Annotated in this window: 15 protein-coding genes and 1 tRNA gene; 8 read left to right on the plus strand and 8 right to left on the minus strand. The window is 68.2% G+C overall.

Features of this window, described 5'->3' with window-relative positions; translation table 11 throughout:
* Positions 1-2: 2 nt before the first annotated feature.
* Both EJV46_RS05805 and EJV46_RS05810 read right to left on the minus strand, forming a co-directional pair.
* A complete protein-coding gene (locus EJV46_RS05805; protein WP_131547622.1) occupies positions 3-470 on the minus strand; it encodes a (2Fe-2S)-binding protein in 468 nt (155 codons plus the stop codon).
* 99 nt (positions 471-569) lie between these two features.
* Positions 570-2147 carry a heme peroxidase family protein gene (locus EJV46_RS05810; protein ID WP_165585358.1) on the minus strand — a complete coding sequence of 526 codons (1578 nt, stop codon included), beginning with the start codon at positions 2145-2147 and terminating at the stop codon, positions 570-572.
* A 444-nt stretch (positions 2148-2591) separates the two neighbouring features.
* Between EJV46_RS05810 and infA the strand changes: the two genes are divergently transcribed.
* The 5 genes from infA to EJV46_RS05835 all read left to right on the plus strand — a co-directional run bounded on the left by infA (position 2592) and on the right by EJV46_RS05835 (position 4758).
* Entirely contained in the window at positions 2592-2810 is a 219-nt protein-coding gene (gene infA, locus EJV46_RS05815) for a translation initiation factor IF-1 (protein ID WP_007003972.1), read from the plus strand.
* A 14-nt stretch (positions 2811-2824) separates the two neighbouring features.
* A complete protein-coding gene (locus EJV46_RS05820) occupies positions 2825-3415 on the plus strand; it encodes a nucleoside triphosphate pyrophosphatase (RefSeq protein WP_131547624.1) in 591 nt (196 codons plus the stop codon).
* A complete protein-coding gene (locus tag EJV46_RS23460; RefSeq protein ID WP_131547625.1) occupies positions 3412-4461 on the plus strand; it encodes a ribonuclease E/G in 1050 nt (349 codons plus the stop codon). The genes EJV46_RS05820 and EJV46_RS23460 overlap by 4 nt, the downstream gene beginning before the upstream one ends.
* Positions 4454-4630 (plus strand): DNA gyrase inhibitor YacG, encoded by a 177-nt coding sequence (locus tag EJV46_RS05830; RefSeq protein ID WP_131547626.1) that lies wholly within the window; start codon positions 4454-4456, stop codon positions 4628-4630. Before EJV46_RS23460 ends, EJV46_RS05830 begins: the two co-directional genes overlap by 8 nt.
* Before the next feature lie 52 nt (positions 4631-4682).
* Positions 4683-4758, plus strand: a tRNA-Phe gene (locus tag EJV46_RS05835).
* 128 nt (positions 4759-4886) lie between these two features.
* On the opposite strand, the gene EJV46_RS05840 is transcribed toward EJV46_RS05835, so the two are convergent.
* The 3 genes from EJV46_RS05840 to EJV46_RS05850 form a co-directional block, all read right to left on the minus strand.
* Positions 4887-6224, minus strand: coding sequence for an RtcB family protein (locus tag EJV46_RS05840; protein ID WP_131547627.1), 1338 nt, complete (start codon positions 6222-6224; stop codon positions 4887-4889).
* 282 nt (positions 6225-6506) lie between these two features.
* Entirely contained in the window at positions 6507-7382 is an 876-nt protein-coding gene (locus EJV46_RS05845; protein ID WP_131547628.1) for a hypothetical protein, read from the minus strand.
* Positions 7383-8058: 676 nt separating this feature from the next.
* On the minus strand, positions 8059-9411 hold the full coding sequence (locus EJV46_RS05850; RefSeq protein ID WP_165585359.1) for an MFS transporter: 1353 nt from the start codon (positions 9409-9411) through the stop codon (positions 8059-8061).
* A gap of 1033 nt (positions 9412-10444) precedes the next feature.
* Between EJV46_RS05850 and EJV46_RS05855 the strand changes: the two genes are divergently transcribed.
* The 3 genes from EJV46_RS05855 to EJV46_RS05865 all read left to right on the plus strand — a co-directional run bounded on the left by EJV46_RS05855 (position 10445) and on the right by EJV46_RS05865 (position 11422).
* Positions 10445-10720 carry a toxin HicA gene (locus tag EJV46_RS05855; protein ID WP_131548048.1) on the plus strand — a complete coding sequence of 92 codons (276 nt, stop codon included), beginning with the start codon at positions 10445-10447 and terminating at the stop codon, positions 10718-10720.
* A 4-nt stretch (positions 10721-10724) separates the two neighbouring features.
* Positions 10725-11057, plus strand: a complete 333-nt coding sequence (locus EJV46_RS05860; protein WP_131547630.1) for a type II toxin-antitoxin system HicB family antitoxin — start codon at positions 10725-10727, stop codon at positions 11055-11057.
* A 128-nt stretch (positions 11058-11185) separates the two neighbouring features.
* On the plus strand, positions 11186-11422 hold the full coding sequence (locus tag EJV46_RS05865) for a hypothetical protein (protein ID WP_131547631.1): 237 nt from the start codon (positions 11186-11188) through the stop codon (positions 11420-11422).
* Positions 11423-11456: 34 nt separating this feature from the next.
* On the opposite strand, the gene EJV46_RS05870 is transcribed toward EJV46_RS05865, so the two are convergent.
* From EJV46_RS05870 to EJV46_RS05880, 3 genes are all read right to left on the minus strand, one after another.
* Positions 11457-11990, minus strand: a complete 534-nt coding sequence (locus EJV46_RS05870) for a hypothetical protein (protein WP_131547632.1) — start codon at positions 11988-11990, stop codon at positions 11457-11459.
* Positions 11990-12622, minus strand: coding sequence for a hypothetical protein (locus tag EJV46_RS05875; protein ID WP_131547633.1), 633 nt, complete (start codon positions 12620-12622; stop codon positions 11990-11992). The genes EJV46_RS05870 and EJV46_RS05875 overlap by 1 nt, the downstream gene beginning before the upstream one ends.
* Positions 12623-12828: 206 nt before the next feature.
* Positions 12829-13371 (minus strand): hypothetical protein, encoded by a 543-nt coding sequence (locus EJV46_RS05880; RefSeq protein ID WP_131547634.1) that lies wholly within the window; start codon positions 13369-13371, stop codon positions 12829-12831.
* Positions 13372-13404: the final 33 nt, after the last annotated feature.

Raw genomic sequence — 13404 nt, forward strand, 5'->3', positions numbered from 1 at the left:
CCTCAGCCCTGCGCCGCGGCGCGCATCACGGCGGCCACGACGCGCGGATGAGTGCCGCAGCGGCAGATGTTGTTGACCAGCTCCTCCTTGACCTGCGCCTCCGTGGGGCGCGGCGTCCTCGCCAGGAAGGCGGCGGACTGCATGATCATGCCGTTGGCGCAGTAGCCGCACTGGACGGCCTGCTCGGCGATGAAGGCCTGCTGAAGCTTGTGGGGGCGCTCGGGCGTGCCGAGACCCTCCAGCGTGACGATCGTCTTCCCGGCGGCGGAGGCGACCGGCGTCACGCAGCTGCGCGCGGCCTCCCCGTCGAGATGCACGGTGCAGGCGCCGCATTGGCCGAGGCCGCAGCCGAAATGCGGCCCCGTCAGGCCGAGCTCGTTGCGGAGCGCGTAGAGCAGCGGCATCTCGGGATCGTCCACCGTGACGGTGACATTGCGGCCGTTCACGGTCATGGCCAGGTTCTGGCTCATCCTATCCTCCCTGGCGCCCTTCGGCGCTGTTGTCGCGCCCATATGAGCCCCGCGCGGCACAGGAAGGCAACAGGAACGCGCGGGCGGCCTTGCCCTGCCTCAGCCGTGGTTCGCAGGCTCGTTGATCGGGTCCAGGAAGCCCGGCTCCTTCGAGGCTACGTAGCGCAGCAGGTCCGGCATCGTGAAGGTGCCCGGGGATGCCGAGGGAAGGCTCGGCTTCCAGCCCGGGCTGGAGAAGAAGGACTGCGGATCGGTCTGCAGCAGGCCCAAGAAGACCTCGGCCAGGATGCGGCTGCCCACCGGCCCGAGGCGATTGCCGCCGTTCCCGTGAATCTGGGCCTCCTTGAGGATGTAGTACCAGAGCGGCGTGGCCTTGTGCAGGCCGATCGCCTTCAGCGCCGCCCCGTCCGGGCCGCTGGTGATCTCCGCCTCGGTCATGACCCGGACGGACATGTGGCGGGCCGCGGCCTGCCCGCTCGGCAATTCCAGGCGATAGCCGCGCTGGAGGTTGCGCAGCGGCAGGGAGCCGCCGCCGCGCGGCAGGGCGTGAAGCTCGCGGACCAGGAACGGATCGAAGAGGCGGGCATGGTTGAGGAAGAACTTGTTGTCCTGGGGCGTGGCGCCAGGCGGCACGGCCTTGGGCGCACCGAGCTCGTAGAAGCGATGCCAGTCGATGATCCAGTCGCCGGGCAGGTCGGGGAAGACGAAGGGCAGCAGGAGGCCCAGCTTGTCGGCGACGGCCTTCATCGCCTCCGGCGTCATGGCCGGGCCCTCGTGCAGGTTCCCGATGATCCCGCCGGACTTCCCGGTGAAGTGGAAGAGCGCCGTGAAGTCGGCCTTGAACTGCGGGTTGGCGTCGTTGAAGGCGCGGTTGTGGTTGTAGGTGGAGCGCACCATCGAATGGCCCAGCCGGTAGGCGGCGCCGGAGAATTCGACCGGAATATAGGCCTGGCCGTAGTCGCTCTGGGTTTCCGGCAGGTAGAAGCGGCGGCCGTTCGTCAGCACGTCGTGGACGTCGTTGTAGTCGATTATGCGGTCGAGGAAGTCGTTCAGCACGATCCATTGGTAGTGCCAGCGCACCAGCCTGCGCGTCTCGTCGAAGTCGCCCCTGCCCTCATGCGCCAGGACGGCGTTGTGGAACTTGAGGAAGGCCAGATGGGTCTGCGAGACCAGGAGGTTTTCGTCGTTGCGCGCATCGCCGATGAGGGGGAGCCCCTGCGTGTTGCGCGGCAGGTCGAAGGGCAGCCCTCCCTTCACGGAGGGATCGCCGATCGGCCCTCCCGGCCCAGTGCGGCCGATCAGCAGCGCGCCTGGCGTCATCCTCTCGAAGAGATGGGGCGAGGCATCGCCGTTCGGGCCGGTCGCATAGACGCTGTCCAGCTCGAGCTGAGGCGTGCGGAAATTGAGTTCGCCGACCGGATCGCGGTCGGCCTCGGTCAGCGAGGTGAGGTCCAAGGTGATGTCATGGTCGATGAACTGGCCGAGATAGGTGTAGCCGGCCGGAATGTTCCTGTTGTTGTTCTCGCCCGCAGGCCGCTGATCGATCATCGAATCGGCGAGCTTCTTGAGCGCATCCTCCGATGCCGGCGGCGGCTTTTCGAGCTCCAGGGGAAACATGCGGCCGAAGCGGCCGACCGGGAATTTCCTGGCGCCACTCCGCTGAAAGCCCTCGCGCACTTCTTTTCGAAGGGGCGGACGAGATCCATGACCCGACATTTCGGCTTCTTTCTTCTCTCCAACCTTTCGCAATTATTTCAATTGAAAATTATGCATTCAAGTATTTTGCGATCTTAATAATTGCATAGTTGAAACATCCAACATTCAGCATCGCGTAGAAATATGTCGTTCCAATTCAGCAAATATATACAGAATAATTGATCTTAAATCGAATTTCTACCGTAAAAGTAAATACTCTCGCCCATCCTGCCAGCTCCGACCGTAGCGGAACTCGCACGGGGCTCACGCTTTCCGCATCGACCGGCATCGCCTGCCATTCGCGAGCGGATGCGCAAACTTGACCTTGCGGGGTGGAGGGCGCATTTCACGCTCGCCCGTGCCGGGGCCTGCCCGCGGCGCGATCCCGCACGCCGCGAAGCCTTCTAAGCCCTGATAAGGATAAGAATGTCGAAAGAGGATATGATCGAGTTCAGCGGCCAGGTCGTTGAACTCCTGCCCAATGCCATGTTCCGCGTGAAGCTCGACAACGAGCACATGGTCCTCGCCCACACCTCGGGGAAGATGCGCAAGAACCGCATTCGGGTGCTCGCCGGCGACCGCGTGAACGTCGAGATGACGCCCTACGACCTGACCAAGGGCCGTATCACCTTCCGCTTCAAGTAATTGGGCCGATCCAAGTGACCCCCGGCGGCGGGGAGCGCCTGCCCCTGGTCCTGGCCTCGGCAAGTCCGCGCCGGATCGAATTGCTGGCCCGTATCGGCGTGACGCCGGATCGCGTGGCCCCCACCGACATCTACGAGACGCCCCGCCGCGACGAGCTGCCGCGCCAGCTGGCCGCGCGCCTCGCCGCTGCCAAGGCCGAAGCCGCCGCCGGTCCGGAGGGGCTGGTGCTGGCGGCCGACACCGTGGTGGGCGTGGGACGCCGTATCCTCGGCAAGCCGGCGGACGAGGCCGAGGCCGCGCGCTTTCTCCATCTGCTCTCGGGCCGGCGGCACCAGGTGCATACCGGCGTCGTGCTGCGCCGGCCGGACGGGCGCCTGGCGAAGCGGCTGGTGACGACGGTGCTCGCCTTCCAGCGGCTGACGGACCAGCAGGTCGCGGCCTATGTCGCCGGCGGCGAATGGCGCGGCAAGGCGGGCGGCTATGCGCTGCAAGGTTCGGCCGAGATGTTCGTGCGCTTCCTGTCCGGGAGCCATTCCAACGTGGTCGGCCTGCCGCTCTTCGAGACGGCCCAGCTGCTGCGGGGCTGCGGGTGGCTAAGGCCATGATCGAGATCCGGCTTTCGCGCTCGCCCGGCGAGCGGCGCGTGGCACTGCTGCGCGACGGCGAGCTGGACGGCTATCGGCTGGAGCGGCCCTGCCGGCCCGACGGCGTGGGCGACGTGCTGCGCGGACGGATTGTCGCGGCGATGCCGGCCCTTTCCGGCGCCTTCGTGGCCCTGCCCGACGGCGAGACCGGCTTCCTCCCGGAAGGGGACACCGAGGGCCGCCGCATCCCGCCGGAGGGCACTACCCTCACCCTGCGCGTCACCCGGGCCGCCCAGGGCGGCAAGGGCAAGCGCGTGACCGCGCGCCTGCCGCAGGACAGCGTCATCGAGGCGGGGCCGGATGCCGCGCTGCGCTGGGCGCTGGCGCATCCGCAGGCCGTGGTGATCGCCGACGACGCCGCCGAGGTCGCGCGGCTGCGGCGGGCGCTGGCGGGCTCCTCCCGGATTCGCCAGGGCGAGGCCTTTGATGGCGCGATCGAGGACGAGGTCGAGCGCCTGCATGCGCCGGACTGGGCGCTGCCGGGGGGCGGCCGGCTGATCTTCTCGCCCGTCGCCGCGCTGACGGCCGTCGACGTCGATTCGGGCGGCGGCGATCCGCGCGAGGTGAACCGCATCGCCATCGTGGAGTTCGTGCGGCAGCTCCGGCTGCGCGACCTGGCGGGGCCGATCCTGCTGGACCTCGCGGGGCTGTCCGTGAAGCAGCGGACGGCACTGGAGCCAGCGCTGAAGGCCGCGCTGGGGCCGGATGGGCTGACGCAGTTGCTCGGGATGGGGCCGCTCGGGCTGTTCGAGTTGCGGCGGGCGCGAATCCACCCTCCCCTGCACGAGGTGCTGGAGGATCGCGCTCTGGCGCGTGGGCTGAGACTGCTGCGCCGGGCGGCGCGCGAGGCCGCGCTGGCGCCGGCGCGGCACCTGGCCCTGTGCGCTTCCCCGGCGGTGCTCGCGGCCCTGGAGGCGATGCCCGAGTCGCTGGCGGAGTTCGCCGCGGGGGCGGGGCGGCCGATCGCGCTGCGGGCGGCGGCGCAGGAGGAGATCGCCGATGCCTGAACCGCGCTGCCCGATCTGCGGCAAGCCCGCGGCGCCGCGCGAGAAGGGTCGGAAAACCGCCCATCCCTTCTGCTCGGAACGCTGCCGCCAGGTAGATCTGGGGCGCTGGCTCAGCGAGACCTACACGGTGCCGGCGGTCGATCCGGAGGATCAGGAGGAAGGGCGCTGAGGGTGGCTGGACACTCCCTCGCCACTCCGTTATCACCCGCCCACCCAACGGCGCCCAGGTAGCTCAGTTGGTAGAGCATGCGACTGAAAATCGCAGTGTCGGTGGTTCGATTCCGCCCCTGGGCACCATTTTGATTTCATTGAACAATTCGGCGTTTTCGGAATCACCAAACGAGACCTCAGAACTCTCACTCTTCGGATGTGCGGACCCTATGCGGACCCATTTCGCAAAATCCCGCCGCCCAATAAGTCGGCCGTCAGTCTTTGAACGGATCGAAGACCTCTGAGCCCGCCATGACGACGCCGAAGGGCCTGAGCTGGTGCAGGATACGAATGCTCGCCGCGTGCAGCTTCAGCACCTCCGGCAGCCGGCGGTAGGCCATCGGACTCTCGTCCAGATCGCCGCCACACAGCCGCACACCCAGGCCGCCCAGCCATTCCTCCATCTGCGCCCGCGTGAACTCGCGCAGCGCCGCCCGTCGCCCCATCACCCGGCCTGCGCCACGGACCGTCGAGGACAGCAGCGCCTCGGCCTCCGGCCCTTCGACGCCCTCCAAGGTCACCGCGTCGTCGCCCATCGAGCCGCCGACGAAACCGCGCTGACCCGGGAAGGCCGGGGTGCAGCCCTTGCTCACCACCCAGGCCGGCGCGCCTGCCACCTCCTCGCGCCAGGCGAAGTTGTGGTGGTTGTGCACGCGGTCCAGCTCTCCGGCGCCGAGGATGTCCAGCACCGTGGCCGCCACCCACTCACGGCCTGCATAGGCATAGCGCCCGGCCAGCTCCATCGCGGCGAGGTAGCCCCTGCCGAGGTCGCCGTCCTGGTGCAGCAGCGTCGGCTTCACATCGATGCCGTCGCGGCCCCCGCCACGCTTGAGGTATTGCGTGGCCAGCCGATGACCCAGGCCGCGCAAGCCGAAATGGATGCCGATCCACACCGGACTGTCGGCCTCGTCCACGCCCTCCTTCACCTCGCGGAACAGGTCCACGTAATGGTTCCCGGCGCCGACCGTGCCGAGCTGCTTCCGGGCGGCCGGGAACATCGGCATGGCGTCGGCGGCGAGCCAGGCGTCGCGGTCATCGAAGAGTGGATGCTCCGCCGGCTCGTCGTTCACGCGGCCCACGCCGAAGGAGATGCGCGCGCTCACAGCGTCGAGTACGGCATCGATTCGCGGCTGCACCTCGCGAAAGGGCATGTCCGTCCGGACGGCGAGGTTGCCGCAAGCGATGTCGAAGCCGACGCCGGAGACGCTGATGTGCTCGCGATAAGCCACCACGCCGCCGACCGGCTGGGAGTAGCCGAGATGGCCGTCCGCGCAGATCGCACCCGCCACCGCGTCGTCATGGTCCAGGCAACGGCGAAGCTGCGCCACGGTCTGTTCGTTGTGGTCGCCGATGATGATGGGCTCGACAGGCGGCGCGCAGCGGGGCGCGACCAGGCGACGGGCCTCCTCTTGCAGTCGTGCGATGGCGGCGGGATCGCCGCGACCGATCAGGGCCACGTCGGGCCTGGACCAGCCGAGACGGTGCACCGCGAGCGTGATGAGGGAGGAACGATGGCCGGCCAAGGCGCCAGCCACGATGCGATCAAGGTCCATGGGAATGTCCTGCCCGCCGCGGACGCGACGGGACTTCGGTCGAGATATTCTGGGAAGCAGGCGGAGCCTTCAGCGAAGGAGGACGCCCGGGATCACAGGCGATAGCCGGCGGCTATGCGCCGTATCGTCCTCGGCCAGTTGCGGGTCTGGACCATTGGCTTGGCAGCGTGCTGTGTATTGAAATCTGCATCTCTGCCTCCCTCGGTTAGAACCTCGACGGCGCCTCCTACCGCTTTCCCGTCCCAACGGGCAACGCATTTTCCTATGTGAACTGATTACCAGTCATCGGAGGCCGAGTTCTCGTGGATTGAAGCGGAAGACGGTGCTCCGTAGCGCCTCAAGCCTCTCGCGGGGTAGGGGTAGCGGGCTGCATCGCGGATCGAGAAGGGCGCGCCGGGCGGCCTCATAGACCATCCGCGCCCTCGGATCGTCGGGCACCGAGTCGTTGGGTAGCACTTGGCGCACCACGCCGCCGGCATCCGGCTGCACGCGAAGCTCAACCACGATGCTCTGGATGTTGGGCGCTCCGGCATCCATGGCCCAGCATTCGCCGATCCTGTCGGCGATGCGAGCGCGCTCGGCTGCGGTCAGGTTCATGACGCCGATCGGCGCCGAGCTCTGCGGTGATGAGCCGCTTCGGGCCGCCGGTGCCTGCTGCTCAGCCTGAGCCTTGCGCAGCCGTTCCAGCGTTCCGAGCACGGATTGACTGCGCTCCTGTGGCAGCCGGTCAGACGGCATCGTATCCCCCCTCGCTGACTGCCCGGGCAGTGATGGTGGCATTGGTGACGCGCCCACCGGCGCCACGGGCAGCGCTGCCGGTGGCGTCTGGTAGGGTGGAGATGGCGCCGGTCGCGGTGCTGACTCTCTCGCCACCGTCCGCGGCGACCGTGCGATGCCCTGCACGATGTCCAGCGTGCCCGGCCGGAAGAGGCTCAGTACGTACTGACCACCGCAGGTCAGGCCGGACGGCAAAAATTCGGCTTTGGACTTGGCGAAGGCGGTCGCCACCCTGCCCGTGGCGAGTTCGCGCCAGAGAGCCTCAGCGAAGGCTCTCGTCAAAGGCGCGTCCATCGAGCCGGGATGGTTTCGGGCCGCCGTCACGCGGAGGGCCCTGAGTTCCACCGCGATGCAGGGATTCTTCGCCTCCTCAATGGCCATGGGGCCGCCGATCAGCGTGGCGAGGACGATGACGGCGAAGCCGACGAGCCATGCCCAGGTCGGCCCTGAAGACCGACTGGGAGGACGATGAGTTGTCCATGACGAGCGTGGAGCGACGCCCACAAGGGCTGCTGCTTGGCTTGCGCCGCCAGGGGCCTTATCCCGAACATCTCCCATAATGGCAGTCTCATCGCGCGGGTTTATCTCGTCAACGGCGCTCCCATTACTGTCGTCACTTGCCTGCACGCACTGCGCCTTGATGATGAGGAAAAAAGATGAACGGTCATTGATTGCAATGTCTTCTGACTACCGGAGATTGGCCACTGCTAGACGAAAGGCCGCGCTCCGCGACTTATCCACATGATGTACGGCACGGCGCGGAACCCGGACTGGTGAGCTTATGAGGAATCCGAGCGGGCCGATTTCGCGGCTGAAGAATGAGTATGTGGGCCGGCTGGACGGGCCTGGGTGCCGGCGCGGCGGCTTGAAGGAGGCGCATCTGCGACCCCCTCCTCGCGCGCCTGGTCGCAAACATCCGGCGGCAGGCCAGCGATTGTCTCAGAGAGCCTGACGGTCTTCTCGGATACGCCGAACTCATTCGCCGTCTTGCGGAAGCCTTGGTCGCGCTCCTGCTGTCCGCCACCAGGTGCGGCATCGTGCCGCACCTTCTCCAGCGTCAGCCGCGCTGGCGCAGCAGCAGGGGCAGCGCCAGCAACGGCAAGACCCCCGCCAACATGAAGGCCCGGCCGAAGGCTGTGAGGGAGGCCTCGGTGGGTGGCCGGCCCTGCGCCAGCAGCGCCGCCTCGCTCGCACCGAGGAGCAGCGTCAGGAGGGACGCCGCGCCGACCACGCCGAAGGTGCGGGTCAGCACGGTGAGGCTGCCGGCGACGCCGCGATCCTCCCGCCGCATCGTTGCCGTCACCCGGTCGGTATAGGCGAGGGTGAACAGGCCGAGGCCAATGCCCTGCACGGCAAGCGCCGCGATCAGCAGGGGCACGGCGGTGCCGGCGCTCCAGGTTGCTATGCCCAGCAGCCCCGCTGCATTGAGCATCGTGCCCACAACCAGCACGGTGCGCGACCCGAGCCGCGTCACTGCCCTCCCGCCCAGCCAGGAGCCAAGCATGCCCCCGGCTGGGCTGGTGGCGAGCACGAGGCCAAGCGCCGCCGGCTCCAGCCCGGTGATGCGCGCCAGGTAGAACGGCACGAGAAGCATCACGGCGAATCCCGCGAAGGTCAGCACCACGTTCGACACGTTAAGCGCCACGAAACCCGGCCGGCGGAACAGGCTAAGGTCGATGATGGGTCGCGGGGCGCGCTGGCTGCGCCAGACGAAGCCGGCGGCGCAGGCGATCGCCGCAGCGGCAAGCACCAGGGAAACTGGCGCCGGCGCCCGGTTCACCACCAGCAGGATGGTGGCGACCGCCGCAACGAGCAGCACCGCGCCCGGCGCGTCGAAAGGCTCGCGCGGCCCAGAGCGCGACGCTTCCGGCAGATGGACGGACAGCAGCAGCCCCGCCAGAGCGAAGGGCGCGCGGAACCAATAGACCGCCTGCCAGCCGAAGGCCTCGACCAGCATGCCGCCGGCCAACGGGCCGAGGGTCGACCCGGCGGCGACCATCGCCGCATAGGCGGCTAGCGCGCGCGCACGCATCGTCTCGGGAAACAGCACGGTCGCCAGCGCCGGGCCGCAGCCCAGCACCAGCGCCGCCCCGATCCCTTGCAGAATTCGGCAGACCAGCAGCGCCTCGTAGCCCGGTATCACCGTCAGGAGCAGGTAGGACACCGCGCTCCAGGCCAGGCCGAAGCGGAAGACGCGGGCGTCGCCGAAGATGTCACCGAGGCGCCCGACCACCAGCATCAGGCTGCCATAAGTCAGCACGTAGCAGATTACGATCCATTGAATGTCGGGCACGGTCAGGCCGAAGGCGGCGACCATGGCGGGAAAGGCGACATTCACTGCGCTGTCCAGCGGGACGATCAGTGTGCCCAGCGCGACCGGCGCCAGACGCAGTAGGCCTGGCCCGGCCATGCACTTCCCCTCGGCTTCTCTGGCGGCAGCATCGCCGAACGGGTGCGGGATTGCACCCCACCGGCGCGGTTTGGCGCATGCGGACCGCGCCCTCACCATGCGATGTGCCAGAATCGAAGGGGTTGCTTAGACTCCACCGCCCTTCGCATTCGGCTCGGCGAGGATGCGCATCTCCTGCCCCCCGCCCGGCGTCAGAAGGGGGTGGCGTTTCAGCATCCCCTTGCAACGCTGCTTCATGTCGATGGAGCGCATCCGTAACGAGGTTCCCCACCGCCTCAGCCCAGGCGAACAAGCCTCCGCCCGCCGATACGCCATCTCGCGATGGCTTGTCCGCTGACATTGCGGTTGGGCTTTCGTACGCGGAAACAATCCAGCTGCCGTCCTCGCCCGACTCCGCGACCCATCTGCGGTCCGGGATTATCGGCCAGCTCACACCGTTGGCTTTCAGATCGGCCCGCGCGTTGATGCGGTATCGATGCTGGCAGCGCGCGATGGCGCTGTCCTCGTCGCAATCAGAAATCTCGAAAGACATGTCGCACCTCGGCTATTGGGCGAATCGCCCAATTAGCTGCCGCTGCGGTGCGTTGGGAGCGCGGCGGTCGTTGCAGCATGCCGACTGGCGCTCCACGGGACGGAGCCCACGCGTAGAACTTGCCAATCGCTGCGTCCTGGCGTCAAGGCCGGCGGCCACGTCCGGGCGCTGTAACGTCGTTTTCGGCGACGCCGTTACAGCCAAGCCGCGTAGGCTGTAACGGCCTTTTAAGGGCGTTACGCACTTTTCTGTCCGGTCGAGTTGGCACGGTTCTTGTTCGAGGGTTTGCCTTCGGCACGCCGAATCCCGGTCAAACCGGGCCGCGGAACTGCTGATCCTGCGCGAGCCGCCGCATCGTCCTCCGCACCCTCTCCGCCGCTGCGCGCACGGTCGCTGCGGTGACGGAATCGACTCCATGCGGGGCAGCCACACCCGATCGGAAATCTCCAGAATAGGTATCACTATTGATACCTCCCGCACCGTCGTCATATGATGGCGGCGATGGCAAAGATCGAACGCACCCTGGCGGCGATGCGGAGCGCCCCTCAGACCGTCCGCTACGCGGAGCTCAAGGCGGTCTGCGAGCACTATTTCGGCGCACCGCGGCAGAAGGGAACGAGTCATTGCGTCTTCAAGACGCCGTGGCCCGGCGATCCGAGGGTGAATATCCAGTCGGGCAAGGGCGGCGGCGTGAAGGTCTATCAGGTGCGGCAGGTCTTGGCGGCGATCGACCATTTGGCCGAAGCCCAGGCCAGGGCCAAAGGCAAGAAGGAGTGAGATGATGGAGTGGCAGGATCACTACACCTATCGCGTCTCTTGGTCCGCCGAGGACCAGGAGCATGTCGCGACCTGCGCGGAATTTCCGAGCATGTCCTGGCTGGCGGCCGATCCGGGCGCCGCTCTAGCGGGCCTGCGGAAGCTGATCCGAGAGACAGTGGTGGACATGGTGGCCAACGGCGAGGCGCCGCCCGTGCCGCTCGCGGAGCAGCAGTTCTCCGGCAAATTCATGGTGCGGGTGCCGCCGCAGCTCCACCGGCGCCTCGTGATCGAGGCGAAGGAGGCGAAGGTCAGCCTGAACCGCCATGTCAGCCACAAGCTGGCGGAGGTGGATTAGCCTGGGGCGCCCCGAGGGCCCGCAGCACGTCTTCCTCCACCGCCTTGCCGAAGGCCTCCTCGGCGACAGGGCTTGGGCAGGCCTGCCACCTAACGGGCGCAATTCCGCGCTGGCCGCGAGGATCGGACATGCTGGACGAAGCCGCTGACGCTGCCCGTGTCGAAGTCCGCGCTACCTTACTGAGCCTAGCGGAACTGGAGGCCGAAACCGAGGCGGCGGAACGGCGCATTCTGGCCGGGGCGCTGGACCGCCTGGAGGTTGTGTGCGCCGAGCTCGACAAGCTGCGGCCGCCCATCCTGACCGATCGCGAGGCCGGCGACCTTTACAGGGGGCGGCAGAGGAGCGCAGTCAGCTCAAAGCTGTGATCGCGCGGGCCCGCCAGGTGCTCGGTGAGGCGGACTAGTCCGGCGCGGACTGCGCCTGCACTGGCTGCGCCGCCAGGCTTCCGGGCGCAGCGCCGAAGGCCACCGGCCCGGTCGCCTGCCGGGCGATGGCCACCATGATCTCCCATGCGCCCAATACACGCGCCTCCGTGACGGTGCGGACCGCGCCGGCCTGCGGGACGACGATGGAGATAGGGCGGAGGCGAGCGACGAGGCGCGGCGTCTGTCCCTTTGCGTTCCGCCCGATCCTGGCCTCGCGGTCGCGGTTGAAGCAGGAGACGCAGAATTTCCGATGGATCAGCCGCTCAGCTCGGCGGAGACATCGACAGCAAACCAGCCGCCACTCCTCGGCCCCGAGGGCCACGGTTTCGACCTTCTCGCCAGCGTTGCCCGCCCCTACCGGGCAGCCGAGGCAATGGTGCCGCGACTCCCACGGAGCTGGCCGCGTCTCACGCGCCGATCGCCACATCCTCGCGCACGCCGGCACCGTCAGGCGCGCACCCTGACGCTCACAGCGGAAGAGCTCGGGCAGGTCCGGACCGAGCGTCATCAGGCGCCGTAATCGCCGGAGAGGAGGGCGAGGCGCTGGGCGATCCGCTCTGCGCACTCGGGGCTCTCGCGCGCTACCTCCTCCAGGATGGCGGCGTGGAAGCGGTCCACCTCGGCCACGCCGCGCATGGCCTCGTACAGCCGTCCGCACGTTTCCAGGCAGTGGCGGAGGTGCTCCGAGGCGGCCAGCAGGGTCTTCGCCATCCGCACGCCGCCGGTGTCGATCCTGGCGTGCTGCATCACATCTTCGGCCGCCTTGATGCAATCCTGGAGCCGGCCGATGACGTTGACCGTGCCGCCCCCGCCAGCGATGTCATCGGGCGTCACCACCACCGGCAGCTTCGTCGCGGCGTCCCGGGCTGCTTCGGCGGCGGGGTCGGGGCTGCGGGCGGCGCGCTCGGCCACCGCGTCCTTCACCTTTCGGGCGAGGTGCTGCCCGGCGCGGCCGCTCTTCACAACCGCATCGACCCACCGATAGACCGTGGAGGGACTGGCGCCGCGTCCCTCGAAGCGCTTCGCGACGGCGTTCTTGGACAGCGCCTTGGCGCCGACCAGTTCGATTTCCGTGAGGACGGCCGCCACCACTTCAGCACGGAAGGCGGCGCGTTCCAGGCTATCGGGGACCCGAGCCATCTAGACCCTACCCCCGTTCCTCGGCCGAGCAGCAACGGCGGCCCGAGCCCGCTCCTGTTGCCTCTCGAACGACAGGCGGATCAACGATTCGCTCGCCGCCACGTCACCGCCATCCGCTTTCGCCTGGAGTTGCGCGAGCAGGCGCTTGCGCGCGGCGGCGCTGAGGGGCTGGTGCCCCGGTGGGCCGCCTCCATGCCGCACAGCCATCACGTCAGCGAGCCAATCTGGAGGCGGCGGAGGCGATCGGCGAGCGCCTCGCTGGGTTTCCACGCGGGGCGGAGCCCGCCGAGCGTGCGCGTGCGCGCGTTGAGCTCCACGATCGTCTCGGTCAGCGCCGCGTCCAGCTTCTCGGCATGCCGGATCAACTCCTCCTGCTCCACCTCGGTCTCCGCCCGCGTCAGTACCTGGCGCGCAGCGGCCAGCACCTGCTCGGCTTGCTGCTCGGCCGCTCGCGTGCGATTCACCATCGCGGATGCGTCGCCGCGCATGTCCTCCAGGCTCTCGCGGTCCAGCCGAATCAGCTCCAACTCGCCGGCGTCGCTGTCGCGGCCCTCGCCTTCGGACCGGCGGCTGCCAATGGCGGCGCGGCGTGCGTCGAGCGCGCTGATACGGCCCAGAATTTGGTCATCTGCCGCGCGAGCCTGGGCTGCAACGCGCCTGTGCTCAGCGAGGTCCGTCTCGGCGCGCGCGACGTGATCCGCGGCGGCGGCGATGGCGGGAGGAACCAGGATGTCATCGATGGTGGTCACGGAAATCTCCAAGTTGGGGTTGATGGTGATGCA

Source organism: Roseococcus sp. SYP-B2431 (genome assembly GCF_004336745.1).
Classification (GTDB): Bacteria; Pseudomonadota; Alphaproteobacteria; order Acetobacterales; family Acetobacteraceae; genus Roseococcus.

Coding starts and splice junctions, on each gene's coding strand:
- infA (WP_007003972.1), top strand. CDS start 2,592: ATGTCGAAAGAGGATATGATCGAGTTCAGCGGCCAGGTCGTTGAACTC.
- EJV46_RS05845 (WP_131547628.1), bottom strand. CDS start 7,382: ATGGCCATTGAGGAGGCGAAGAATCCCTGCATCGCGGTGGAACTCAGG.
- EJV46_RS05870 (WP_131547632.1), bottom strand. CDS start 11,990: ATGACGCTCGGTCCGGACCTGCCCGAGCTCTTCCGCTGTGAGCGTCAG.
- EJV46_RS05865 (WP_131547631.1), top strand. CDS start 11,186: ATGCTGGACGAAGCCGCTGACGCTGCCCGTGTCGAAGTCCGCGCTACC.
- EJV46_RS05840 (WP_131547627.1), bottom strand. CDS start 6,224: ATGGACCTTGATCGCATCGTGGCTGGCGCCTTGGCCGGCCATCGTTCC.
- EJV46_RS05875 (WP_131547633.1), bottom strand. CDS start 12,622: ATGGCTCGGGTCCCCGATAGCCTGGAACGCGCCGCCTTCCGTGCTGAA.
- EJV46_RS23460 (WP_131547625.1), top strand. CDS start 3,412: ATGATCGAGATCCGGCTTTCGCGCTCGCCCGGCGAGCGGCGCGTGGCA.
- EJV46_RS05805 (WP_131547622.1), bottom strand. CDS start 470: ATGAGCCAGAACCTGGCCATGACCGTGAACGGCCGCAATGTCACCGTC.
- EJV46_RS05855 (WP_131548048.1), top strand. CDS start 10,445: ATGGCAAAGATCGAACGCACCCTGGCGGCGATGCGGAGCGCCCCTCAG.
- EJV46_RS05850 (WP_165585359.1), bottom strand. CDS start 9,411: ATGGCCGGGCCAGGCCTACTGCGTCTGGCGCCGGTCGCGCTGGGCACA.
- EJV46_RS05860 (WP_131547630.1), top strand. CDS start 10,725: ATGGAGTGGCAGGATCACTACACCTATCGCGTCTCTTGGTCCGCCGAG.
- EJV46_RS05830 (WP_131547626.1), top strand. CDS start 4,454: ATGCCTGAACCGCGCTGCCCGATCTGCGGCAAGCCCGCGGCGCCGCGC.